At 55.7% G+C, this 25,479-nt stretch carries 24 protein-coding genes; 13 read left to right on the top strand and 11 right to left on the bottom strand.

Features of this window, described 5'->3' with window-relative positions:
* Positions 1–10 precede the first annotated feature (10 nt).
* The 3 genes from Z948_RS0100680 to Z948_RS0100690 all read left to right on the top strand — a co-directional run bounded on the left by Z948_RS0100680 (position 11) and on the right by Z948_RS0100690 (position 2,802).
* Complete coding sequence (locus Z948_RS0100680) at positions 11–1,048, top strand: alcohol dehydrogenase catalytic domain-containing protein (RefSeq protein ID WP_025057657.1); 1,038 nt, start codon at positions 11–13, stop codon at positions 1,046–1,048.
* A 299-nt stretch (positions 1,049–1,347) separates the two neighbouring features.
* Complete coding sequence (locus Z948_RS0100685) at positions 1,348–2,109, top strand: MipA/OmpV family protein (RefSeq protein WP_025057658.1); 762 nt, start codon at positions 1,348–1,350, stop codon at positions 2,107–2,109.
* Positions 2,110–2,124: 15 nt separating this feature from the next.
* The gene (locus Z948_RS0100690; RefSeq protein WP_025057659.1) at positions 2,125–2,802 is read left to right on the top strand and encodes a nitroreductase; all 678 of its coding nucleotides are present in this window, start codon (positions 2,125–2,127) and stop codon (positions 2,800–2,802) included.
* Here the strand turns inward: Z948_RS0100690 and Z948_RS0100695 are convergent.
* Positions 2,799–3,809 carry a GDP-mannose 4,6-dehydratase gene (locus Z948_RS0100695; RefSeq protein ID WP_025057660.1) on the bottom strand — a complete coding sequence of 337 codons (1,011 nt, stop codon included), beginning with the start codon at positions 3,807–3,809 and terminating at the stop codon, positions 2,799–2,801. The genes Z948_RS0100690 and Z948_RS0100695 overlap by 4 nt on opposite strands.
* Before the next feature lie 143 nt (positions 3,810–3,952).
* On the opposite strand from Z948_RS0100695, the gene Z948_RS0100700 reads away from it, so the two are divergent.
* From Z948_RS0100700 to Z948_RS0100745, 10 genes are all read left to right on the top strand, one after another.
* Entirely contained in the window at positions 3,953–4,792 is an 840-nt protein-coding gene (locus Z948_RS0100700) for a fumarylacetoacetate hydrolase family protein (RefSeq protein WP_025057661.1), read from the top strand.
* Positions 4,793–4,879: 87 nt separating this feature from the next.
* Positions 4,880–5,848, top strand: coding sequence for a KpsF/GutQ family sugar-phosphate isomerase (locus Z948_RS0100705; protein ID WP_025057662.1), 969 nt, complete (start codon positions 4,880–4,882; stop codon positions 5,846–5,848).
* Positions 5,848–6,648 (top strand): 3-deoxy-manno-octulosonate cytidylyltransferase, encoded by an 801-nt coding sequence (locus tag Z948_RS0100710; protein ID WP_025057663.1) that lies wholly within the window; start codon positions 5,848–5,850, stop codon positions 6,646–6,648. The genes Z948_RS0100705 and Z948_RS0100710 overlap by 1 nt, the downstream gene beginning before the upstream one ends.
* Before the next feature lie 267 nt (positions 6,649–6,915).
* Positions 6,916–8,619: a class I adenylate-forming enzyme family protein gene (locus Z948_RS0100715; RefSeq protein ID WP_037952493.1), complete on the top strand. Its 1,704-nt coding sequence runs from the start codon at positions 6,916–6,918 to the stop codon at positions 8,617–8,619.
* Positions 8,616–9,905 (top strand): 3-hydroxyacyl-CoA dehydrogenase, encoded by a 1,290-nt coding sequence (locus Z948_RS0100720; protein WP_025057665.1) that lies wholly within the window; start codon positions 8,616–8,618, stop codon positions 9,903–9,905. The genes Z948_RS0100715 and Z948_RS0100720 overlap by 4 nt, the downstream gene beginning before the upstream one ends.
* Positions 9,902–10,684 carry an enoyl-CoA hydratase-related protein gene (locus tag Z948_RS0100725; protein ID WP_025057666.1) on the top strand — a complete coding sequence of 261 codons (783 nt, stop codon included), beginning with the start codon at positions 9,902–9,904 and terminating at the stop codon, positions 10,682–10,684. Before Z948_RS0100720 ends, Z948_RS0100725 begins: the two co-directional genes overlap by 4 nt.
* A gap of 80 nt (positions 10,685–10,764) precedes the next feature.
* On the top strand, positions 10,765–12,051 hold the full coding sequence (locus Z948_RS0100730; protein ID WP_037952507.1) for an acyl-CoA dehydrogenase family protein: 1,287 nt from the start codon (positions 10,765–10,767) through the stop codon (positions 12,049–12,051).
* Positions 12,048–12,818: an SDR family NAD(P)-dependent oxidoreductase gene (locus Z948_RS0100735; protein WP_025057668.1), complete on the top strand. Its 771-nt coding sequence runs from the start codon at positions 12,048–12,050 to the stop codon at positions 12,816–12,818. Before Z948_RS0100730 ends, Z948_RS0100735 begins: the two co-directional genes overlap by 4 nt.
* Positions 12,819–12,821: 3 nt before the next feature.
* Positions 12,822–13,595, top strand: coding sequence for an SDR family oxidoreductase (locus Z948_RS0100740; RefSeq protein WP_025057669.1), 774 nt, complete (start codon positions 12,822–12,824; stop codon positions 13,593–13,595).
* Between the two features lie 9 nt (positions 13,596–13,604).
* Positions 13,605–13,976 (top strand): VOC family protein, encoded by a 372-nt coding sequence (locus Z948_RS0100745; protein ID WP_025057670.1) that lies wholly within the window; start codon positions 13,605–13,607, stop codon positions 13,974–13,976.
* Between the two features lie 12 nt (positions 13,977–13,988).
* Here Z948_RS0100745 and Z948_RS0100750 read toward each other — a convergent pair whose 3' ends face one another.
* From Z948_RS0100750 to Z948_RS0100795, 10 genes are all read right to left on the bottom strand, one after another.
* Positions 13,989–14,858, bottom strand: coding sequence for an acyl-CoA thioesterase (locus tag Z948_RS0100750; RefSeq protein WP_025057671.1), 870 nt, complete (start codon positions 14,856–14,858; stop codon positions 13,989–13,991).
* 11 nt (positions 14,859–14,869) lie between these two features.
* Complete coding sequence (locus Z948_RS0100755) at positions 14,870–16,822, bottom strand: acetoacetate--CoA ligase (RefSeq protein WP_025057672.1); 1,953 nt, start codon at positions 16,820–16,822, stop codon at positions 14,870–14,872.
* Positions 16,819–18,024, bottom strand: coding sequence for a serine hydrolase domain-containing protein (locus tag Z948_RS0100760; protein ID WP_025057673.1), 1,206 nt, complete (start codon positions 18,022–18,024; stop codon positions 16,819–16,821). Before Z948_RS0100760 ends, Z948_RS0100755 begins: the two co-directional genes overlap by 4 nt.
* Entirely contained in the window at positions 18,024–18,707 is a 684-nt protein-coding gene (locus Z948_RS0100765) for an ATP-binding cassette domain-containing protein (RefSeq protein ID WP_081784012.1), read from the bottom strand. The genes Z948_RS0100760 and Z948_RS0100765 overlap by 1 nt, the downstream gene beginning before the upstream one ends.
* A 14-nt stretch (positions 18,708–18,721) precedes the next feature.
* Positions 18,722–19,483: an ABC transporter ATP-binding protein gene (locus tag Z948_RS0100770; protein ID WP_025057675.1), complete on the bottom strand. Its 762-nt coding sequence runs from the start codon at positions 19,481–19,483 to the stop codon at positions 18,722–18,724.
* Entirely contained in the window at positions 19,480–20,775 is a 1,296-nt protein-coding gene (locus Z948_RS0100775; RefSeq protein WP_025057676.1) for a branched-chain amino acid ABC transporter permease, read from the bottom strand. The genes Z948_RS0100770 and Z948_RS0100775 overlap by 4 nt, the downstream gene beginning before the upstream one ends.
* Positions 20,772–21,728 carry a branched-chain amino acid ABC transporter permease gene (locus Z948_RS0100780; RefSeq protein ID WP_025057677.1) on the bottom strand — a complete coding sequence of 319 codons (957 nt, stop codon included), beginning with the start codon at positions 21,726–21,728 and terminating at the stop codon, positions 20,772–20,774. Before Z948_RS0100780 ends, Z948_RS0100775 begins: the two co-directional genes overlap by 4 nt.
* Before the next feature lie 77 nt (positions 21,729–21,805).
* Complete coding sequence (locus Z948_RS0100785) at positions 21,806–23,050, bottom strand: branched-chain amino acid ABC transporter substrate-binding protein (RefSeq protein WP_025057678.1); 1,245 nt, start codon at positions 23,048–23,050, stop codon at positions 21,806–21,808.
* Between the two features lie 427 nt (positions 23,051–23,477).
* Positions 23,478–24,263, bottom strand: a complete 786-nt coding sequence (locus Z948_RS0100790; RefSeq protein ID WP_037952497.1) for an IclR family transcriptional regulator — start codon at positions 24,261–24,263, stop codon at positions 23,478–23,480.
* Positions 24,264–24,265: 2 nt separating this feature from the next.
* Positions 24,266–25,294: a phosphotransferase family protein gene (locus Z948_RS0100795; RefSeq protein ID WP_025057680.1), complete on the bottom strand. Its 1,029-nt coding sequence runs from the start codon at positions 25,292–25,294 to the stop codon at positions 24,266–24,268.
* Positions 25,295–25,479 lie beyond the last annotated feature (185 nt).

Consider the following 25,479-nt stretch of genomic DNA (forward strand, 5'->3'; position numbering starts at 1 on the left):
GGAACCCAACATGAGCGATCTACCACAAACAATGACAGCCATTCTTCAGACTGGTGACGGCTACTCTGGCAAGGCCGAAGGACCTGCAATTGCGGATGCTGCCGAGTATCTGGAAACGGCAACTATTCCTGTGCCGACACCCAAAAAGGGTCAGGTACTGATCAAGCTGCGCGTTGCGTCCGTAAACCCGTCGGATCTGCATTTCATCAAAGGCGAATATGGCCAGCCACGGTTCAAAGGCACGCCAGCGGGCTTTGAAGGATGTGGTGACGTGGTTGCGGCAGGTGAGGGTGCAGAGGCGCTGATGGGGCAACGGGTTTCATTTGTTGCAGGGCGCCCTGATCATAGTGGCGCATGGGCGGAATACGCCCTTACCGAAGCACAGATGTGCATCCCCCTGCGCCCCGATGTGAGCGACGTTGACGCCTCGGCGCAGATCGTGAACCCGATGACAGCCATGGCCATGATTGAAATTGCGGATCAGGCAGGGGACGCTGTTGTGATTTCTGCAGCCACCAGCCAGCTGGGCAAATTGATGATCTCGCTTGCGCGCGATCGCGGGTTGAAATCCATCGCATTGGTCCGCCGCGCCGAAGCGGTAGAACCGCTCAAAGCGTTGGGCGCAGACGAGGTTTTGGTAACCACTGACGCAGATATTCTGGATCAGTTCACGGCCGCCTCCAAAGCACTAAAACCAATCGTTTTCCTTGACGCCGTTTCAGACCAACTTAGCGAGAAGCTGTTTGTCGCGATGCCCACAGGCGCGCGTTGGGTCAGCTATGGGAAATTGAACTCAGAGTTGCCGCAACTCACCCAGATGGGGCAGCTTATCTTTATGTCCAAACAGATCGAAGGCTTTTGGCTCACCCGCTGGATGATGACAACCCCTCCAGCCGAACAAGCCAAAGTCGTAGGCGAAGTGCAGGCGCGTTTTGCAGATGGCCGCTGGAAAACCGATGTCGCAGCGACCTTGCCCCTAGCAGAGGTCGTGAGCGGGCTGGCAGCCGCATTAAAGAAAACCGATGGCAAAGTGGTCATCACGCCATAAGCTGACAACATTCCATTCATAAAAGCCTATTAGCCCAATGAATTTGCGCCTTTGCCGCGAGATTTGTTGGGCTATTCAATTTGGGTAAGCGCTGTGCCTACATAAATTGCCATAATGATGATTATGTTAAATAACTCCTGATCACAGCCGGTAACACAACAGACTAAAAATGTTACCTTTTTCCCAGTCACGGCTGAGTGATAGCGCCGTTTCCCCATATACATGGATATCACGATCCCTTAAATCTAAGAGGAATCTTGCAGGTGCACGTGTACGCCCTGCGGACAAGGGAGCAGTTTATGCGCGTTCTAACTCTGGTTTACCTATCCGCGATTGCAGTTACTGCTGCAATGCCTGCAGTTGCACAGGACCGTTCGTTCAACTTTGCCCTGCGATCCGGCGTTACGACCCAACCCGAATATCCTGGATCGGACGATAGCGAAGCGGCCCTTGATCTGGGATTTACTTTTGGATCCCTTTCATGGGGTGGCAATTCTATTGGTAACGGCGTTCGCGGCATCCCCGATAACGGCATATCCCTGCGCGGAGCCTTTCGCGTTATTGGTGACCGCTCCGCCGAAGAGAGCCCCGAACTTGCCGGCTTGGCGGATATTGATACCGCCCTCGAACTGGGCTTGGGCCTGTCTTACCAGCAAACAAACTGGATGGCTTTTGGTGAGGTCCGCAAGGGTGTCACAGGGCATAGCGGTGTAACCGGTACCATTGGGGCAGACATGATTCTTCGCCCGAATGACCGCTGGTTGATCACCGCAGGGCCGCGCGTAAACTTTGGTGACGACGAATTTGCCGCAACGTATTTTGGCACCCCGATCGATGGTACAACGGGCTTTACGCCCTTTGATGCAACGGGTGGCGCGCTTGGCGCGGGGTTCGAAGTGACCGGCACATACTTCATCGATGACAAATGGGCACTTGAAGGTGCCGTAAGTTATGAGAAACTATTGGGTGACGCTGCAGACAGCCCGATCACGCAGATCGGCTCTGAAGACCAGTGGCGTTTACGCCTTGGCCTGAGCCGCGTGTTCACCCTTAATTTCTAATAACAGGACTTTTCCATGCAACTAGACGAAGCAATGCAAAGCCGCCGGAGCATCCGCGGCTTTCAAGATAAACCTGTGCCACGTGAATTGATCGAAGAAGTGATTGCGCTAGCTAACCGCGCGCCATCCTCGATGAACACCCAGCCATGGCATTTGCATGTTTTGACGGGTGAGCCACTGGAACGTGTTCGCGAAGGAAATTCCACCCGCATGCTGAACGGCGTACCGCCAGTGCGCGAGATCGTCGATCATGGCGCCTATGAAGGGCCGCACCGCGATCGTCAGGTTGGCATTGCAAAGCAGTTGTTCGCCGCCATGGGCATTGCCCGCGACGACAAGGCGATGCGTCAGGATTGGGTCATGCGCGGCTTTCGCCAGTTTGACGCGCCCGTTTCCATTGTTGTGACCTTCGACAAAAGCCTTGAGGGTGGCACAATTGCGCATTTCGATCTGGGTGCGGTCACCTATGGGCTGACTTTGGCGGCTTGGGCTCGCGGGCTTGGCTGTGTGATCAACGGTCAGGGCATCATGCAATCCCCTGTTGTGCGCGAGCACGCAAATATCCCAGACGATCAGGTCATCATGACCTGTGTCGCGCTTGGCTGGCCAGACGAGGAATTCTCTGCCAACGCCGTGGTCTCTGAGCGCCGCGCTGTGGATGAAGTCGCGACATTTGTCGGGTTTGACGACTAAATCTTGTAATAGTCGCGATACCACGAAACGAATTGGGCAACCCCGTCGCGCACGGTTGTGCGCGGCACAAACCCAGTGAGCGATTTTAGCAGGCTTGCATCCGCCCATGTCGCTGGCACATCCCCCGGCTGCATGGGCATCAGGTTCATGTCAGCCTCTTTGCCCGTGGCGTTTTCGATTGCCTTGATAAAGTCCAGCAATGGCACGGTATCCGAGTTGCCAATGTTCACCACACGGAACGGCGCAACGGGTGACAGGCTGTCACCCTCGTATTTGCCCTGTTCGGTCAGGTAATCAGGCACGGCGTCAATCAGCAGAATGATCGCCTCGACCAGATCGGTGATATAGGTGAAATCGCGGCGCATTTGCCCGTTATTATAAACGTCTATCGGGCGCCCCTCGAGGATGCGGGATGTGAATTTATGCGGCGCCATATCAGGGCGCCCCCATGGTCCGTAGACCGTGAAAAAGCGGAACATCGAAATCGGCAAGGCAAACAAATGCGAATAGCTGTGGGCGATGTTTTCAGACGACTTTTTAGTTGCCGCATACAGCGACATCTGGTGATCTGCCTGCATGTTTTCCTGATAGGGCATCTGCGTATTCGCCCCATAAGCGGACGAGCTGGACGCCATCAACATATGTTTTGGCGGATGCGCCCGCGCGGCCTCTAACAATTGCAACGTCCCGCCCAAATTCGTCTGGAAATAGGACATCGGGTTTTCCAGCGAATAGCGCACGCCAGCTTGCGCAGCGAGATGCACAACAACTTCGGGTTCGTATTGCGCGAATAGCTCGGTCAACAGGCCGGGTTCTTCGACCTTGCCTTTGATGTTGGTAAAATTGCTATGGGTTTCCAACATATCGAGGCGGGATTGCTTTAGCGCGACATCGTAATAGTCGCTCATGCTATCTATCCCGATCACCCGCCACCCAGCAGCCAGCAGCGCGTCTGCAACGAAATATCCGATAAAGCCGGACGAACCTGTGACAAGAGCGGTTTTCATGAGTCTATCCTAAAGAGCAATCTGGGCTGTACCAGCGCTTACACCCCCAAGGGCGGGTGCCTCAACCACCAAAGGCGCATTTCCCGCTTCACCCCAATCACAATGGCGGTATGCTGCCGCGACAAATACACAGGAGCCGCCCCATGAAACTTGCCCGTATCCGCACTGAAAAGGGCATCTGCCCCGCGATGATTGATGCCGACGGCACGCCGCGTGACATTTCAACGTTGGTTCCCGACATCACAGCGGCGGGTGTTTCACCCGAGGGCCTGACCGCACTGGCAACACATAACCCAGAGGCATTCCCCGAGGTCAAAGGCGAATACGCGCCCGTCATCGACGACGTGCGGCGCATGTTCTGCATCGGTCTCAACTACTCCGACCACGCCAAAGAGGCAGGCATGCCCATTCCAGAAGAACCCATTCTATTTATGAAAACCTGCCCCGCCACAGGGGCCAACGACCCAATCACCCTGCCCAAAGGATCTGAAAAAACCGATTGGGAGGTCGAGCTGGGCGTTGTCATCGGCAGCACCGCGCATCACGTCAGCGAGCAAGACGCGCTAGCGCATGTGGCGGGATATTGCATTGTGAATGACGTCTCTGAACGCGCCTACCAAATCGAACGCGGCGGCCAATGGACCAAAGGCAAATCCTGCGACAGCTTCGGCCCCGTTGGCCCATGGCTGGTAACAGCCGATGAAATCCCCGATCCGCAGAACCTGTCGATGTATCTGAACGTCAACGGCCAGCCACGCCAAAGCGGCAGCACCGCAACCATGGTCTTTGGCGTCGCGCATATCATTTCCTATCTCAGCCGCTTTGTGACCCTGATGCCCGGTGATGTCATTTCCACGGGCACCCCTCCCGGGGTTGGGATGGGGATGAACCCGCCGCAATACCTGCGCGATGGGGATGTGGTTGAACTGGGGGTTGAAGGCCTTGGCGTGCAACGGCAACAGGTACGGGCCTATCCCGCCTAAACGGCGCAAAACCCCCACCCCTCCTTGCAGCAGCCGCACGGCACGCGTACATCGGGGCCTAACAACCAGCCACTTGGAAACGTAGAAATGTCTGATCAGAACACCTCTCGCGACGCGATACTGACCACCGCCGCCCAAGTGCTGGAACATGAAGGCAGCGCCTTGGTCCGAATGGCCAAAAACCTGCCCGATGATTTTGTGCCCGCGGTAGAGCGTATTCTAGAAATCAAAGGGCGGATCATCCTGTCCGGCATCGGTAAATCCGGCCATATCGCCCGCAAGATCGCCTCGACCCTCGCATCAACAGGCACGCCCTCCTATTTTGTTCACCCCGCCGAGGCGAGCCACGGCGACCTAGGTATGATCACCCAAGACGACCTGTGCATTCTGTTGTCAAACTCTGGCGAAACGTCAGAATTGGGCGATCTCATCCGCCACACCCGCCGCTTTTCCATCCCCATGATCGGGATGAGCAGCAAACCCGACAGCACCCTGATGCGCGCAGCCGACCTGTGCCTGACCCTGCCAACCGAGACCGAAGCAGGCAGCGGGATCGCCCCCACCACATCCACCACAATGACCCTCGCCCTTGGGGATGCATTGGCGATGGCACTGATGGAGCAACGCGGCTTTCTCTCGGAACATTTCCGCACCTATCATCCAGGTGGCAAACTGGGCGCGCAGCTGGCGCTGGTGCATCAGCTGATGCACGGGCCCGAGGCAATGGCCATTGTGCCCCCTGATGCTGGCATGCAGGAAACCCTGCTCAAGATGAGCGAAAAGGGCTTTGGCATTGCTTGTGTGGTTGAGGACGACAAACTGGTCGGCGTCATCTCGGATGGCGATTTACGCCGCAACAGCGAACACCTTAGCACTCACCTTGCCCGTGATGTCGCCACCGCAACGCCCAAAACCATTCCCGCAGATATGATGGCCGCCGAAGCGCTGGCCGTTATGAACAACAACAAAATCACCGTTTTGGTTGTCGTAGACGATGCGGGCGCCCCTGTCGGCCTGCTGCGCATCCACGATTGCCTACGCGCCGGAGTCGCATAATGAAAACTGTCATCATCATCCCTGCCCGCTATGCCTCTACCCGCTATCCGGGCAAGCCGCTGGTCACCCTGCGTGATCGCGACGGCGCCGAAAAAACACTGATCCAACGCAGCTGGGAGGCCGCCATGGCCGTGCGCGGCGCGGATGCCGTTTTTGTCGCCACCGATGATGATCGCATCAAAGACGCCGCCGAAGCCTTTGGCGCCGAAGTCATCATGACCTCGACAAGCTGCGAAAACGGCACCGCCCGCTGCGCCGAAGCCGCAACGTCGGGCCGTTTCGACGCCGATCTTGTCGTGAACCTGCAAGGCGATGCGCCGCTAACCCCAGCATGGTTTGTCGAAGACCTGATTGCGGCGATGAAGGCAAATCCGGATGCCCCCGTTGCAACCCCTGTGGTGAAATGTGACGCGGAAACCTATGCGCACTTTCGCGCCGACCGTGCTGCCGGTTTGGTTGGCGGCACCACTGCCGTTTTTGACCGCTCCAACCGTGCGCTGTACTTCAGCAAAGAAGTCCTACCCTATATCGACCCCGCAAAGGCGGCTGACGCAGCTGGCGAAGTCTTTCACCACGTTGGCCTCTATGCCTATCGCCCCGCAGCATTAAAGCAATATGCAGGCTGGTCCGAAGGCCGTCTGGAGCGCCACGAAGGGCTGGAACAGCTGCGCTTTCTTGAGAATGGCACAGACGTTCTATGTGTCGAAGTAGAGGGGCGCGGCCGCGTGTTCTGGGAGCTTAACAACCCAGCTGATGTTGAGCGGATCGAATCCATTCTCAACGCAGAAACCGCTGAATAGGCCCCATCCCCTATCTGTTTCAGGTTTATTTTACGCTGTGTGCCGCAGCGTAATTTCGGCTGGCGACACCAAATCTAATGGGCTTGACCCAGAAAATGCCCGTTTTGCGAAACGAAGTTCCGTACTGCGGTATTGGCAGCTTTGATATTTCCCCCTAGTCTCTACCTAAAAGAGAGAGTCGCCTAGCAAAAAAGCACAAAGGCGCGAAAGTCGAAGACTTGGGAGGGTCACTATGAAAAGCATCGAAATGATGTGCGGTCAGGTCCTATGACCGCAATGACACCTGAAGCCGCCGTTGCCCATGTTCTGGCAACCAACCCAACATTTGCCGTCGCCCCTACGACCATTCGCGGGATTGAATATACCGCGTTTCAAAACATTCCCCCCACTGTGCCCACTCTTATGGATGCTGGCATCGCGCAGCATGACGATGGGAACTCTCACTATCTTCTCTACGCGGATGAGCGATGGACCTACGGCGCGTTTTGCGCCGAGGTGCGGCGCGTGGCGAATGTGCTTGGCTCAAGCTTTGGCATTTCCAAAGGCGACCGCGTCGCCATCGCCATGCGCAACTATCCCGAACTGCTGACGCTTGTCCTTGGCATATCAGCCACGGGTGCCACAGTGGTTTTTGTAAACGCATGGTGGACAACCGAAGAGCTGGACTATGCTCTGCGCGACAGCGAGGCAAAGCTGGTCTTTGCCGATGGTCCAAGGATCGAACGCCTTTTGCCTCTGCGCGATGAACTAGGGCTAACCCTTGTCGGTGTTCGCGACGGCGAAGGCATGGTTGATCACAGCTATGGGCCCCTTCAATCGGCGGCTTCAGATGCGCCTTTAGCCGTGCAAATCGACACAGATGATGATTTTGCGGTGATGTATTCTTCAGGCACAACTGGCCACCCAAAGGGCGTTGTGCAAACGCACCGTGGCGCTGTAAACGCCGTGTTCAGCTGGCTCATGCAGGCGGTGGTGGCCCCATTGATCGACCCACCAGAACCAGATGCGCCAGAGCCACCGCGCCCTTCTGCCTTGGTGGTCACGCCGCTCTTTCATGTCACCGCAACCCATCCGCTGTTCCTGCTCAGCCTTGTTGCTGGCGCGCGCATAACCTTGATGGAAAAATGGGACGCAGCCGAGGCCGTCCGCCTGATTAAAACCGAAGGCATCACGCGTTTCTTGGGCGTTCCAACGCAATCGGCCGACCTGATGCAGGCCGCCCATGCCGCCAATGAAACCCTAGACACGATGGATTACCTAGGCTCTGGCGGTGCAAAACGTCCGGGCGCGCAGGTGGGTGAATTGGCGCAGGCCTTTCCCAATGCCGCAATCGCTACAGGCTGGGGTATGACAGAAACAAACGCCCTCGGCATCGGCATGATCGGTGAGGAATACCTCAACCGCCCCGAAAGCGCCGGAAGGTTACATCCCCCCGTCCAAGAGCTGCGCCTGTTGGATGACGCAGGAAATGACGTTGCCGATGGCGAGTTGGGCGAGATCACGGTCAAAAGCCCCAGCAACATGCGTTGTTATTTGAACAAACCCGAAGCGACAGAAGAGACAATGCAAGACGGATGGCTGCGCACAGGTGATCTGGCGGTTATGGATTCCGAGGGGTACGTCACCATTCTGGACCGCAAGAAAAACATCATCATCCGTGGCGGCGAAAACATCGCCTGTCTGGATGTTGAAGGTGCCTTGCATCGGCTACCCGACGTGATCGAGGCCTGTGCCTTTTCCGTCCCTGACGACCGCTTGGGCGAGGTTGTAGGCGCCTGTGTGCAGTTGAAAGACGGCGCAACCCTGACGCACGACCAAATGGCAAAGGCCCTTCACGGGCACATCGCAAAATTCAAAACTCCTGAACATTTATGGACGCAAACAACCCCGCTGATGCGGGGCGCAACCGACAAAATCGACCGCCGTGGTTTACGCACGGTCTGTCTCGACAACGAAAAGGCAAAAGCATGACCCCCACGATCGAAGAAACCGGCGCCTATATCGCCGCCGCTGGCAAAGCCGCATGGGAAGTTCCGGGACTGGAGGCAAACACGCCCCAGCGCGAAATCAAAACCGTTGGCATCATTGGTGCGGGGACCATGGGCGGCGGCATCGCGATGAACTTTGCCACCGCTGGCTATGCCGTGAAAATTGTCGAAACCACCCAAGAGGCGCTAGACCGTGGCCTGAAGGTGGTGCGCGGCAATTACCAACGTTCCTCCGACAAAGGGCGCTTCCCGCAAGAAGAAGTCGAGGCGCGCATGGGCCGCTTTGAAGGGTGCCTTGCCGTTGCGGATCTGGCCGATTGTGATCTGGTGATCGAAGCCGTGTTCGAAAACATGGACCTCAAACGCACGATCTTTACCGAGCTTGATCGCGTAATGAAGCCTGGCGCGATTTTGGCTACGAACACTTCTGCGCTGGACATCAACGAAATCGCCAGCATGACAAACCGTCCCGAAGACGTGATCGGCTTGCACTTTTTCTCACCTGCAAACGTGATGAAGCTGCTCGAAATTGTGCGTGCGAAACATACCGCCGATGACGTCGTAGCGACATCAATGGCGCTGGCCGCCAAGATCAACAAAATCGCGGCTCTTGTCGGCGTCTGCCCCGGCTTTGTTGGCAACCGCATTCTGTTTGCCCGTCAAATTCAGGCGAACAAATTGCTGGATCAGGGCCTTATGCCATGGGACGTGGACGCCGCGCTGAACGCCTTTGGCTTTAAAATGGGCCCCTTCCAGATGAGCGACCTCGCGGGCCTAGATATCGGTTGGTCCAAGGGCGCCAAGACAGATAACCCGATCCGCGACGCCCTGTGCGAAATGGACCGCCGCGGCCAGAAAACCCAAGCAGGGTTTTACGACTATGACGAAACCCGCCGCCCTGTCCCCTCTGACATCACAGCAGGCGTCATCCGTGACATCACAGGTGCAGATGCCTCAACCATGAGCGCGGATGAGATCATCGAAATCTGCATCTATCCGATGATCAACGAGGCCGTGAAAATCCTTGAAGAGAACAAGGCGCAGCGCCCCTCGGATATCGATGTGGTCTGGCTCAATGGCTATGGCTGGCCCGCCGACAAAGGCGGCCCAATGTATTACGCCGATATGGTCGGCGCCAAGGCGATCCTTGCGCGGATGGAAAAACTCGGCGCGGCTGATCCCGCCTTTGCGCCTGCGCAAACCCTGCGCGACCTCGCCGCTTCTGGCGGCAAATTCACAGATATCGACACCGGAGGGCTTAAAGTATGAGCTACGAATTCATCACAACCGAAAAAAAGGGCCACATCCTAGTGGTCACCATGAACCGCCCAGACGTGTACAACGCCGTCCATGCGGATATGCACCACGAGATGTCCCAATGCTGGGACGCCTTCGCCGCAGATCAGGACCTTTGGGTTGCAGTGCTAACAGGCGCGGGCGACAAAGCCTTTTCCGCAGGCAACGATCTAAAGGCAACCGCATCAGGTAGCGGCAGCAAAAAAGGTCTGCCCGATAGCGGATTTGCAGGCCTCTCTTCACGCTTTGACCTAGAAAAGCCCATCATCGCCGCAGTGAATGGTTTTGCCATGGGTGGCGGATTTGAAACGGCGCTGAGCTGTGACATCCTGATCGCGTCGGAAAATGCCAAATTCGCCCTACCCGAAGTCAAGGTCGGCTTTTTTGCCGCTGCTTCAGGTGTGCAGCGCCTGTCCCGCTATATCGGCCGCTTGGCCGCTCAGGAAATGATGTTCACAGGCCGCACGATCATGGCCGACGAAGCCCTTGCCATGGGTTGCGTTAACGAAGTTGTCGCCCATGACCAGCTTATGGAACGCGCCATGGCCAAAGCCGAAGAGCTATGCACCGTCTCGCCCTCTGCCGTCAAAGCAACCAAACGCGTGCTGAACAAAATGGCCGAAGCCGACGGCATGGCGGCCAGCATCGACTATTCGCGCGAGGTCATCGCAGACCTCAGCAAAACCGAAGATTTCAAAGAAGGCGTGCAAGCCTTTGTCGAAAAGAGAAAACCCAACTGGGTCAACAAATAACGCAGCACCAACTGCCAGATATTGCCCAAGGGCACCAGAATAACAAAGGAGACATTCAGATGTCTGACACACCAATGGAAATGAACAACCTCGGCATGTCCGAGAAGAACAAACCGCTGCTCGCGGCGGTGATCAAACACATCCGCGAAAACGTTGACCCGATCACCGAAGAGTTTTTCGCCCTTGGCGAGGGCCGTGCAGATCGTTGGTCTTATGCCCCGGGGCAGCTAGAGCTGCTGGAAACGGCCAAGCAAAAGGCACGCGACAACGGGCTGTGGAATTTCTTTTTGCCAAACGCCGAAACAGGCGAAGGTCTTAGCAACCTCGACTATGCCTATATCGCGGCCGAGCTGGGCAAAAGCCCGCTGGCCTCAGAAACGCTGAACTGCTCGGCGCCGGATACGGGCAACATGGAGGTGCTAGAACGCATCGGCACCCCCGCCCAGAAAGAACAATGGCTAAAGCCACTGCTGGCTGGTGAAATCCGTTCGGCCTTTGCCATGACCGAGCCTGACATGGCGTCTTCTGACGCCAAAAACATCTCGACTTCAGCTGTTTTGGAAAACGGCGAATGGGTCATCAACGGCGAGAAATACTATATCTCTGGCGCGGGTGATCCGCGTTGTAAGGTGATGATCACAATGGTGAAAACCTCACCCGATGCCGAGGCATTCCGCCAGCAGTCGCAAATCCTTGTGCCCATCGACACCCCTGGTGTTGAAATCGTCGGTCCGATGCATGTCTTTGGCCATGATGACGCGCCGCACGGCCACATGCACATCAAATTCACCAATGTCCGCGTCCCTGAGGAAAACATCCTGTGGGGCGAAGGCCGCGGGTTTGAGATTTCTCAGGTTCGCCTTGGACCTGGCCGTATCCACCACTGCATGCGCTCGATTGGTGCGGCCGAAAAGGCGCTGGATCTGATGATCGAACGCGGCCTGTCGCGCGAAGCCTTCGGCAAAAAGATCATCAACCTTGGGAAAAACATGGAAACCATTTCCCGCGCCAAAATCGAGATCGAAGCCATGCGCCTGATGGTTCTGAAAGCCGCCAAAGCGATGGATACCCTCGGCAACAAAGAGGCGCGTATCTGGGTCAGCATGATCAAGGCGATGGTGCCTGAAAAGGTCTGTAACATCATCGATGAGGCGATGCAGGTGCACGGCGCCACGGGGATTTCCCAGTGGTCTCCGCTGTCGGGTATGTACACGGCACAGCGCACCTTGCGGTATGCCGATGGCCCTGATGAGGTCCACCACCACGTCATCGCCCGCGCCGAGGTCAACGATTATCAGGCCTCCAATTCCCGCACAGACCGCGCGCGCAGCGAAATCGCAACGGGCCGCACACGGGGCGGCGTATGAGCATGTTTGACCTGACAGGCAAAGTTGCCCTGCTCACCGGTGCCTCCAAAGGTATGGGGTTTGAAATGGCCAAAGGTCTCGCCGAACACGGCGCGACGGTCATCATCTCTTCCCGCACCCAAGAGGATTTGGATGCAGCAGCGGCAGAGATTAACAAATCCGTGGGCGCAGAGCGCGCCCATGGCGTGGCCGCCAACATCGTGCACGAAGATTCCCTTCAGGCGCTGGTGGACAAAACCCATGAAATCGCTGGGCCCATCGACATCGTCGTCGGCAACGCGGGCGTGAACCCCTACTTTGGCCCTATCGCGGGCATTTCAAACAAAGACTACGAACGCACCATGAATGCCAATGTTCAGTCCAACCTGTGGCTCGCCAAAATGGTTGCCCCTGACATGGCCGCCAAGGGTAGCGGCTCGATGATGTTCACCGCCTCTATTGGCGCGTTCAAAGCATCGGATAGTCTGGGTACCTACGGCATGTCCAAACTGGCGCTCATTGGCCTTGTGCGTAACCTTGCCATGGAGTTCGGGCCACAGGGCATCCGCTTTAACGCGATCTGCCCCGGTTTGATCAAGACCGATTTCGCGCGCGAGCTTTGGGATAAACCCGGCGTCGAAGAGAAATACTCAAAGGCCATTCCACTGCAACGTTTGGGCGAACCCGACGACTTTGCAGGGCTTGCCGTGTTCCTTGGTTCTGACGCCAGCAAATACATGACCGGACAGGCGCTTACCGTCTGTGGTGGTTCCAGCATGTGGGCCTAAGCCATGGAGTTAAAGGACAAGATCATCGTCGTCACAGGGGCCGCGTCTGGTATCGGGCGCGCCATGTGTCTGCGCTTTGCCGAGGAAGGCGCCAAGCACATCGCTTGCGTTGACCGCGACATGGCTGGCGCCGAGGAAACCGCGCAAATGATGGGTGGCAAAGCCTATCAGGTGGATGTTTCGCTCAAGGACCAGATCACCAGCATGATCGACGCTGTCGAGGCGGATGCTGGGCCTATCGACCTGTTCTGCTCCAACGCGGGTATCTCGGTTGCTGGCGGTGTCGAGGTTGAAGATGACGCATGGCAAAACATATGGGAAATCAACGTGATGTCCCATGTTTGGGCGGCGCGGCATTTGGTGCCTAAAATGGCCGAACGTGGGGGCGGTTATCTGCTCAACACGGCCTCGGCTGCTGGGCTGCTGAATCAGATCGGCTCGGCCCCTTATGGAGTCACGAAACACGCCGCCGTTGGCTTGGCTGAATGGATCGCGATGAGTTATGGCGACCAAGGGATCAAGGTTTCTGTCCTCTGCCCACAGGCCGTGAAAACCGAAATGACCAAAGGGCACGAAGACCACGTTGCCGCGATTGACGGCATGATGGAACCCGCCCCCGTGGCCGAGGCCTGCGTTCAAACTATTCGTGATGAAACGTTTCTTGTGCTGCCCCATAAAGAGGTCGAAACCTACATGCGCAACAAGACCGATAATTACGACCGTTGGATCGGTGGTATGCGTAAACTAAACCGCCGCTTTGGCGACTTTGAGACCTAAGGAAAAGATATGATCGGATACACAACCATCGGCGTGAGCGATATGGAACGCGCCAAGAAATTTTATACCGAGCTGTTCGCCGAACAAGGTGGAAAGCTGGTTATGGATATGGGCCGCATCGCCTTTATCGGCACCGAACGCGGCGCACCCATGCTTGCCATTTGTGAGCCCTTCAACAAAGAAGACCCAACACCTGGTAACGGCGTAATGGTCGCATTTCCTGTTCCAGAAAAGAAAGACTCAGACGCGCTTTATGCCCGCGCGATCGAGCTGGGTGCAACATGCGCTGGCGAGCCAGGTCAACGTATCCCCGACCGCTTTTACGGATCCTATGTGCATGATCCCGACGGCAACAAATTGTGCTTCTTTAAGTTCGCCTAAAGAACGCCGCTGTTACGGCATCTTTTTAAGGGGCCGCACCAGACCCTCTTGGGCCACGCTGGCAACTAATGTGCCATCTGCATTATAAATCGCCCCGCGGTTAAACCCGCGGGCTTTTCCCGTCCAAGGGGCATCAAGATCATAAAGGTGCCAGTCGTTAAACTGGATCGGCGCATGAAACCACATCGCATGGTCCAAACTGGCGCTCATCACGTTACCTTGGAACCACGTCAACCCATGCGGGCGCAGGGACGAGCCGAGCAAATTCATGTCAGAGGCATAGGCCAGCAAACAATGCTGCATCTGTGGCCCCTGCCCTTTGGCTGCTTCCATCCGAAACCACAGATGGTTTTCATCACTGGCCTTTTCAGGCGTGAAAAAGTCCCGCGGCGCGACCTCACGAATTTCGATCGGGCGTTTGCGCATGAAATCGTCATGGAATTTTTCAGGTATTTTTGAAACATTCGCCTCGCGTAGTTCATCACGGCTGGGCCAGTCTTCGGGCGCGCCGACCTTTGGCATTTCATGCTGAAAATTCCAGCCCTCTTCATCCACGTGAAACGAGGCGGACAGGTTGAAAATCTGCTTCCCGTGTTGAATCGCAACAACGCGGCGGGTGGTAAAGCTGCCCCCGTCACGGGCGCGGTCCACCTGATAGATCACAGGAATACTCGGATCGCCTGGGCGAATGAAATAGGCGTGCAAGCTGTGGCACAACCGGTCAGGTACTGTGCGATAGGCCGCCATCAGCGCCTGCGCAATCACATGCCCGCCAAAGATACGCGTCGTTGTTTCCCCGCCCGATCCAACACCTCGGAACAGGTCTACTTCCAACTGCTCGATGTCCAAAAGCTCTAGCAGTTCTTTTGCAACGTTGCTCATGGCTGGGCCTCTTAGGTGCTGGCCCGTGCGGCTGCATAGGCGATAAAGAAATCAAAACTATCTGGGTTCGCCATGCTGTCACGGTTTACAACACGCGCGGGATCACCCCCCAACAATAGCTTTTTCACCGGAACCTCAAGCTTTTTACCTGAAAGAGTGCGCGGCACCTCGGCAAGCTCGACAATCTCGTTCGGGATAAACCGCGGCGAAACCGCCGTGCGAATGGCCGTGTTGATTTTTGCCTTCAGCGCCTCGTCCAAGGCGACACCCTTTGCTGGCACAACAAACAAAGGCATAAAGCTGTCGCGCCCCAAGAATTCTAGGTCAATCACCAGACTGTCCAGAACCTCGTCCAACCCTTCAACCGCCTGATAAATCTCCGACGACCCAATGCGCAGCCCTTTTCGGTTTATCGTCGCGTCCGAGCGGCCATAAATGACGCTCGCACCTTTTTCATCAATGCTGATCCAATCGCCATGCCGCCAGACATTCGGGTAGGTGTCGTAATAACTCTCAAACAGGCGGCTGCCGTCGTCATCCCCCCAAAAGAACAGCGGCATCGCGGGGAGCGGCTCGGTACAGACAAGCTCACCAACTTCGCCGATCAATTCATTCCCGTTAGGATCATAGGCCCGCACCGCATTGCCCAGCGATCTACATTGCATTTCTCCCGCACGCACAGCCATCGCCGGATGGCCCAATACAAAAGCGCCAGCCAGATCGGTCCCGCCAGAGACAGGCGCCAGCCAGATATCTTCCTTTACGTCCCTATATACCCAATCATAGGCGTCCGCGCCCAATGGCGACCCCGTCGAGCCAAGAGAGCGCAGCGCGGAAAGGTCGACTTCCTCAATCGGCTTAACCCCCGCCTTGAGACACCCCGCGAAAAAGGCCGCCCCTGCCCCGAAAAACGTGATTTGTTCATCTGCGATAAAGCGCCATAGCGCCAACATATCCGGATGCTGCGGCGCCCCGTCATAAAGACAAACTGTGGCCCCCTGCCCCAATGCCATCCATTGCGCGTTCCACATGATCCACCCCGAGGAGGTGAGCCAGCAAAAGCGGTCCTTTGAGGAGATGTCATGGTGCAAAGTCTGCTTGTTCATCTCAAGAATAATACCGCCATGACCATGCACAATCGGCTTTGGGTTTCCCGTGGTTCCCGATGAATAAACGATCCAAAGGGGTTGATCGAACGGCACAGGCGTCGGCGCAAATTCGGCCTCATCGTGCAACAAACTATCCCATGAAACATGCCCCTCGGGCAGATCCCCCACAACGGGTAGGGTCACAAACTGTGCCACGCTTGGCAATCCGTCAGTGATCTGCTTCAGCACATCGCGACGATCAACAGTGGCCCCTGCAAAAACATAGCCGTCTTGGGCGATAAACACTTTTGGCGCGATCTGCTTAAAGCGGTCAAGGATCGCAACATGCCCCATATCCGGCGCACAAAGAGACCAAGCAGCCCCAAGGCTGGCAGTCGCCAAAAAGGCGACAAGCGCGGCTTCTCCATTTGGCAAAACAGCGACCACACGGTCACCTTGCTCTACGCCCATGCCCCGCAAATGCTGCGCCACTGACGCAACTTTATCGCGCAGCTTGCCCCACGACAGATCCGTTCGGCCCAGTGTCTCGGAAAAGCCGATGATGGCGGGGGTATTCTCGCGGCCATCAGCATGGCGCAAGATGTTGTCCGACATGTTTAACATTGCATCAGGGCACCATTTGGCCCCTGGCATGCTGCGATCTGCCAGAATGCGCGAATAAGGCTGCGCGGCGCGGATATCAAAATAATCCCAGATGGCGGCCCAGAACCCTTCTAGGTCGGAAACGCTCCAGCGCCACATCGCATTGTAATCGTCGAATGTCAGGCCGCGCGTTTCGCCAAGAAACCGTTCAAACGCCGCCATTGTCGAGCCCTCTGCGCGCTCTTTACTCGGCGACCATAATTCTTTGCTCATGTCATCGCCCCATGCACCAATGCCCTCAGCTGGGGCCGCGCAGGATAGGAGCTGCTGGGGATCAGCTGGGTGAAAAAGATGACAGATAGATCAAAAACCGGATCAATCCAGAAACAGGTCGACGCCATGCCCCCCCAACTGAAATCTCCCACACTCCCCAAGGCGCGCGCGCGTGCTGGGTCCAGCAAAACAGCGCCGCCAATGCCAAAACCAGTGCCTTCCATGGCTTGTTCGGCAAAGCTGTCAGGCCCCATTGACGCGATATCACTGCCCAGATGATTGCGCATCATAAACGCCAGCGTCTTGGGCCCAATCACCCCCGCACCGCCCGTGCGCATCATCTCGGTGAATTTGAGGTAGTCGTCGATTGTGCCAACCAATCCCCCTCCACCTGAATGAAGCTCGGTCTTTAGGAACGGAGATTTGTCCGAGCCGTCGATCAGGCGCAGACTGTCCTCTGCCTTTTCGACCTTGCCCGTTGAAAACGCATTCCCAGCCAGCGGCGTGTAGCAGGCGGCGAAACGATCCCGCGCTTGGGCGGGTACGGAAAACCGCGTCTCATCCATGCCGAGCGGGTCAAAAATTTCGTCAACAAGGAACTGTTCCAATGCCTTGCCCGAGGCAACCTCGATCACTCGCCCGATAACATCAATGCCAATAGAGTAATTCCACCGCGCACCCGGCGCAAAGGCCAGCGGCAGCGCCGCCGCGCGATCACAGGCCTGCGCCAGCGTTTCGCGATCACCATGAAATTCGATCTTTTGATCCGTCATCGCCTGCCCCAAAACACCGGGGTTGAAGGCATAGCTTAGGCCAGAGGTATGGGTCAAAAGCTGATGGAGGGTGGGCGTTTCACATGGCACCACCTGATCCAATGCTGTCGCCCCTTCGACAAGGCAGGTCATCTCGCCAAACGAGGGGATAAAATCGGAAACAGGGGCGTCCAGATGAAACAGCCCCTTTTCGGCCAGCATCATTAACGCAACCGAGGTGACTGGTTTGGTCATTGAATAGATGCGCGCCACCGTGTCGCGCTGCCATGGCGCCGCCTGCGCGACATCGCGCAGACCGCAATCGTGGTAATAGACCTCTTTGCCGCCTTGGGCGATCAGAACAGACGCCCCCGCAAACCGCTTGCGATCCACATAGGATTGCATCCAACCGCCGATACGCTCTAGGCGGGTTGCGTTGAAACCAGGCATCAGACCTCTAGCCACTCCTTGCGCACATCATCGCGCTCTTTCAGCTCGGCGGGGGTGCCCTCAAACACAACCTGCCCATGCCCCATGACATAGACGCGGTCGGCAATATCCATCGCGATGGATAGCTTTTGCTCAACCAGTAGGGTCGAGATCCCCCGCTTTGCAATCTCTTGCAACACCTCGGCAACCTTTTGAACCATCTGAGGGGAAAGCCCCTCGGTCGGTTCGTCGATCATCACAAAATCAGGGTCACCCATCAATGTGCGGCACATAGTTAGCATCTGCTGCTCACCACCAGATAAAACAGATGCCTCAACATCCGCGCGCCGATCAAGGTTTTCGAACATGTCGAACATCATTTGCATCGACCAACGGCCAGCGCCGTCTTTTTGCCCAGGCTTCAACCCCAAAGTAAGGTTCTGGCGTGTCGTCAAACCCGGAAAGATATCGCGGTTTTCGGGCACATAACCAATGCCAAGGTTTGCGACCTCATAGGCCTTTTTGCCTGCAATCTCTTTGCCCTTGAATTTGACCGACCCTTTCGGTTCGACCTCACCCATAATGGCCTTGCAGGTGGTGGAACGGCCAACGCCATTACGACCCAGAAGGGCAACAATTTCGCCCTCTTGCACGTTCAGGGATACCCCCTGAAGGATGTGGGATTTGCCGTAATAGGCGTGCATGTCGGTGACTTCGATCAATGTTCTGCCTCCAATGCTGCGCCTAGATAGGCTTCTTGAACTCTGGGGTCGCCGCGTACGTCTTCGGGGCGACCTGTTGCGATGATTTCACCGTAAACCAAAACGCTGATACGATCAGCAAGGCCGAATACAACGCCCATGTCATGTTCAACCATGATCAGGGTTTTGCCTTCGGTCACCCGCATAATCAGATCGGTGATGTAATCGGTTTCGGTGTTGGACATCCCCGCTGTCGGTTCGTCCAGCATGATTACATCCGCGCCCCCTGCAATGGTGATCCCGATCTCTAGCGCGCGCTGCTCGGCATAGCTGAGCGTGCCCGCAGGCAGGTTGCGCCGTTCGGTCAGGTTGATCTGCTCTAGGATCGCCTCGGCGCCTTCGGTCAGATCCTTTTTGCGGTTCACGAGGTTCCAAAAGCTGTATTTGTACCCCTGCGACCACAACAGCGCACAGCGGACATTTTCAAATACCGTCATCGCCGGAAAGATATTGGTGATCTGGAACGAGCGGCTAAGGCCTTTGCGGTTGATCTGAAAAGGCTCAAGCCCCGCCAGATTTTCACCATGCAGCTTGACCGTGCCAGCCGTCGCCGCAAACCGCGCGGTGATCAGGTTGAACAGCGTCGATTTACCAGCACCGTTAGGGCCAATAATCGCGTGCCGCTCGGCCTTGCCGATAGACAGGTCAATGCCGCGAATGATCTCGGCCTTGCCAAAGCTCTTTTTCAAGCCAGAGAGTTCTAGGGCGGGTGTGCTCATGATGCACCTCCTACTGTGGTGGCTTCGTTCCAAGCTTCCTTCAGCGCAGGCGCGGTGGCCCGTGCAATGCCAAGGCCCACCAAAGTGATCGCCCCCGCTATGATCCACGGCAAGATGTCGTGGCTGTTAAAGGTCGTCCAGAAAAGGGTCATTTCATTGTCACCTTGCGCCGCATGGCGATAGTGGAACGTCATTTCAATCAACGCCGCGAGGCCCAGAATACCAATCGCTCCGGGAAGCAGGGTTTTGACATAGGGCATGATAAGGCTCTTGGCTTTGCCCAGTCTGAACACAGGCACATGCATCATCATCAGACCTGCCAAACCACCCGGAAAGAACATCACCGTGGCCAAGAACAAGGCGCCTGCATAAAACGCCCACAGTTCGGTTGATAGGCTTAGCACGGTTTGCAGCAAGGTAAATGCAATCGCCCCGATGATCGGCCCAAAGAAGAAACCAACGCCACCAAGGAATGTGACCAACAAGATCACACCAGAAGACGCCGTGTTCAGGTTTTCTTCGGTCAGGATTTCATAGTTGATCGCGAACAAGCCACCAGAAACACCCGCGAAAAAGCCCGAAGCGACAAAGCTATAGAACCGGACCCAGCGCGCGGAATAGCCCAAGAACTCGGCGCGCTCTGGGTTGTCGCGCACGGCATTCGCCATACGGCCAACGGGTGTGCGGCTCCACAGATACATCAACGCGGCCGAGATAATCACCCATGCGGCTGTCAGATAGTAGACCTCGATCTGCTGCAAGAATTCGACACCAAAGAACGGCTGCGCATAGGTGCGGTCCCCGCTGATGCCTTCCTCGCCCCCGAAAAAGGCAACGATGATCACCGAACAGGCGGCAATCAGCTCACCAACCCCCAGCGAGATCATGGCGAAAACTGTGCCAGCACCGCGGGTCGAAAACGCGCCCACAATCATCGCCAGCCCCATGCCGAACAAACCACCAAACAGCGGCAAGATCACCAATGGGAAAGAGGCAAAGAAATCGGACATGTTCATGATGTGCATACAGGCAAAACCACCCACACCACCGTAAACCGCATGACCAAAGGACAACATGCCCCCCTGCCCCAGCAGCATGTTATAGGCCAGCGCAAAGATGATCGTGATCGACATCTGGTTCATAATCGTCAACGCCGAGTTGTTCGTAAACACCATCGGCAGAATCGCCATTGCAACAGCGGCAATAATCCACGGCGCCAGCGTGAGGGTCATCGAACCGGCACGCATACGCTGTGCGGGTTTTGACGGGTCGGTTGTAATCTGATCGGTCATGTGCTGCGCTTTCCGAAGAGGCCTGCAGGGCGGAAGATAAGGATCAACACCATCAGGATGTATGGAAGGATGTCAGCAATCTGCGGGCTGGTTAGGCTCCAGAAATCGCGGAAAATGCTGTCGTCCAAATTCTCTGGCGTGCTGATGCCGATAGCGTTCAGCACGTTCTCCATTTCGATGTTGTAGGATTTTGCAAATGTCGTGATCCAGCCGATCAACAGCGAGGCGGCAAGCGCCCCCCAAAGCGATCCAAGCCCCCCGATCACAATCGTCACAAACACGATCGAGCCAAGAACAAAGGCCATACCAGGGAAGGTGCCCAATACCGGCCCCGCAATCACACCAGCCACACCAGCCAATGCTGTCCCCACACCAAACACGCCCATAAAGATAAGCGGCACGTTATGGCCCAAGGCCTCAACCGTGCGCGGATAGCTAAGAGCCGCCTGAATAATCATCCCAACGCGCGTCTTTGTCAGAACATAAAGCAACCCGATAAAAATCGCGACCGACGTGAAGATCATAAAGATCTTATAGGCAGGGATCGAATTCCCCGAGATCGCAAAGGCGGTAAAGTTCAGGATCTCTGGCACGTCATAGGGCATCTGGTTTTTACCCCAGACGAATTGCACCATCTCTTCAATCAACAACGCCAACCCAAAGGTAAAGATCAGCTCGGGGACGTGGCCATATTGGTGGACCCGTCGCAGGCCGTATCGTTCAACACCGGCCCCCATGACCCCAACGATCAGAGGCGCAATGAGCAGGCCCATCCAAAACCCCAGCGCGATGCTGATCTGATAGGCGAAATAGGCACCCAACATGTAAAAACTAGCGTGGGCAAAGTTAAGAACACCCATCATCGAAAAAATTAGTGTCAGACCGGCGGACAGCATAAATAACAGCAGTCCGGTAACCAGCCCGTCGATGAGATTGACGAGAATGAGGTCCATTGGGCCCCTCCGGAAAAATGAAGATTGTGTCGAAATGGTTCGCCCACGCTATCGCGGGCGAACCAGAGAACCGCCTTTTATGGGCGCTTCATCTTACAAGTTGTCGGGCTGTCCATGGATGCCATCTCAACCGTAGATTCCGTTTTAACGCCGTAACCGGAGTTATCGTAATCATAGTCAAGGCCATCATTGGTGTGGACGCCAACATGCATATCCTGGATCGCTTGGTGATCCTGTGGGCGCATAAAGATCTTGCCACCCCACATGCTGTCATACTCCATCCCTTCCAAGGCGGAAGCAACGGCAACAACATCATCCGCTGTACCAGCAGCAGTGATCGCCTCGCCCAACATACCAATCACGTTGAAGATACGGCTTTGGTCGATGTTACCGTCTGGGTATTTCGCCTTATAGCCATCATAGGCCGCGCGCGCCTCATCCGAGGCAATCGGGTTAACGCTCCCCTGAGAGATCAGGCGAATACGGTCTTTACCGCTTTCACCAAAGGCGCCCGTGATACCAGAGCCCGCAGCATAATAGGTGTAAATCGGACCTTCAAAACCGTTCTCGATAACCGATTTACCAAGACCCAGCATGTCTGCGCCCCAGTTACCCGTAATCACCGCATCCGCACCCGAAGATACGATTTTGCGCGCATATGGCGTAAAGTCTTTAACCTTACCGATTGGGTGCAGCTCGTCACCAACGATTTCCAGATCCGGCTTCTTTTCACCCAAGAACCGGTTCGCGGCAGCAGCAACAGCTTTACCAAACGAATAGTCCTGACCGATCACATAGACCTTTTTGATGTCTTCATTTCCAACAATCACATCCGTCAATGCGTCCATCTTGATGTCTGCGTTCGCATCAAAACGGAAGTGCCAAAAGTTACATTTGTCGTTCGTCAGCGCCGGATCAACAGCGGCATAGTTCAGAAACAACACACGGCTGTCAGGGTTGCGGCGGTTGTGCTTGTCGATTGCTTCGGTCAGCGCGTTTGCAACACCAGATGAGTTACCCTGCGCGATGTAGCGGATGCCTTGGTCAATCGCGACCTGCAACTGGATCAGCGACTCTTTCGGGCTGATCTTGTTATCAAACGCAACAATTTCAAATTCCTGCCCCTCAAGAACCCCGCCATTGGCGTTGATCATGTGGTCGGCTGCAAATTCGAATTGGTGCAAGCCGTTTGTACCCGTGCTTGCAAAAGGTCCCGATAGTGGATCGATAAATGCAATTTTAATATTTTCGGCAAAAGCCGCGCTTGCGCCGACAATCAATGACAGTGCAGAGACCGCACCAAGTTTAGTCAATTTCTTCATGTTGTTCCTCCCTAGGACAGCCCGCCGCTGTTTGCGATCTTTATAAATGGGCTATGTAAAAGAGAGTTGCACACCACCGTATTAAGTCAAGCACTGTGGGGGTGGCAAAGGCGCGGTTTTTTTAGGCGTGACGCTGCGGAATTTTTAACCCCCTCTTTAAGGGCAAGCTCCTGTGCCTTAAAGAACCCGTGTTAATACGTTGTTTTTAATAGACTTCACCCGATCTCACTCTTTGCGAGCGGCGCCTCGCTTAGCAAAGATGTCTTCTCCCAAGTTCCGTAATTTGGCCAAATATTCACGCATAGTTGCATTGGAATTTTGCGGTTTTTCCGAGAATTTACAATGCAGATGCAGCAATTTGTTCCGCACAGCGGAACGTTAGTCCGCAAGGCTATGCCCCTTGTTAACGAATCTGAATGCTACAATCCTATTGCTTCAGACTGAGCGCATCTGCGATTTTGATCAACCGCGGCGCATATACATTCTCAAGCTGCTTACGCTTCACTCTGTAAGATGGGCCACCAACATTCAACCCATAGACGCGACCGTCGCTCAGCGAATGAACTGGAACAGCAATGCCATTTACATCAGATCGCCATGTCCCAATTCCGGTACAATAGCCATTCGCCTCATACTCAGCGACAGCCTCCTTATACGCCGCACGCGCAGCAATTTCCACGTCTTCACCTTCGCTTCGCGCAAAACCGAAAATCTGTTCACAGCGTTCTTCGGGCGTGAATACCAAAATGGCCCGCCCAATAGCCGAGTCAAACAAGGGCATGCGCGTACCAACCCGCACCATCAACGTAACTTCTTCGGTCGAGGCATCCGTCGCAAGGTAAATCACCTCGGTCCGGTGTTGTTCACCCAGTGCAACGGTCACAAACGGGTTCGGGCCATTCACCCGCAACGCATGCATCTCGTGTTTGGCACGGTCCCGCATATCCATCGCAGCCAGACGGCTGAACCCCAGCCGCAAGACACCCGCGCTTAGCCGATAGGTTCCCACCCGCGTATCCGCGACCAGATAATCCAATTCGCACAACGTATGCGTCAACCGCGAGATCGTCGCCTTGGGCAGGCCCGTCCGTTCGGAAAAGTCGCTGTTGGTCAACGTATGATCGTTCTTGCGAAAACACCGCAAAAGCTCCAGCCCCCGCGCAAGCGCGGTGACAAAGTTACGGTCTTTGTTTTCGCTGTCCGATTGGTCCATACTCAACCCCGCTTTAATGCATCAAGCCCATGTTGGGCAAAAACTGGCACAAACGCACCAACCTTCATCGCACGTTCAGGATTGGAGGCATTGCCATCAAGGGCGCGCTTTAACACACCTTGAATGATCGCCGCCATTCGGAAAAAGTTAAACCCCAGATAATACCCAAAATGGTCAATCCCCTTTAGTCCGCGCCGCTGGCAGTAAGCGGCGATAAACTCGGCGTCGCTCGGCAGCCCTAGCGCCGCGCGATCCAGCCCTGCCATGCCGCGCCCTTCGTGACCTGCGGGAAGTTGCCATTGCATGATAACAGCCGCCAAATCCGCAAACGGGTGGCCGATGGTGGATAGCTCCCAATCCAACACGGCACGGCAATCCGTGCCAGTCGCATCAAAAATCATATTGTCGATGCGATAGTCACCATGCACCAAGGTCCGCTGCCCGTCATCCTCAGGGCGCTCGCTAACCAGCGCTTCCATCAGCTGGTCCATCGCAGGAATCTTGGTCGTCTCTGACGCGTGGTATTGTTTAGACCAGCGCCCGACCTGCCGTTCAAAATAATTCCCCTCAGGGCCATAGTCAGACAGGCCAACCGCATCAATATCAACGGAATGAAGCGCCGCCAAAACGCGGTTCATCTCATCGATGATCTTGCTACGGTCCCCATTCGAAACATCCGGCATTGCAGGTTCGTTAAAGTTCCGGCCCGGAACATGATCCATAACATAGAACATCGACCCAATGACGCTATCATCCTCACACAGCAAATGCATTTTCGAGACAGGAACGTCAGAACCCTCCAGCGCCTTTTGAACGCGGAATTCCCGATCAACCGCATGGGCCGATTTCAACAAAACCCCTGGCGGTTTGCGGCGCAGCACATAGGAATGCTTTGGCGTTTTGAGCATAAACGTCGGGTTCGATTGCCCCCCCTGAAACTTGGTGACCTCCATCGGCCCCTCAAACCCCGCAAGGTTTTCTGACAGATAGGCATGAACCGCCGCTTCGTCTAATGTTTGTGTATCGGCCATGAGGTGATCCTTAACTGTAACTCATCAATTTGGCGCCATCTGGCGTTGCATAATGTGGCGTGGCGTTGAACTCGCTCAACGAAAAGAGGCTACCTGAAAACACAAACCGCGTCATAGACGCATTTTTGATTTGCAGATTCAGGTTCATCATGTGTTCGGCAGGCGCCTGCAACGAAGCGGCAGCA

The organism is Sulfitobacter donghicola DSW-25 = KCTC 12864 = JCM 14565 (assembly GCF_000622405.1).
Lineage (GTDB): Bacteria > Pseudomonadota > Alphaproteobacteria > Rhodobacterales > Rhodobacteraceae > Sulfitobacter > Sulfitobacter donghicola.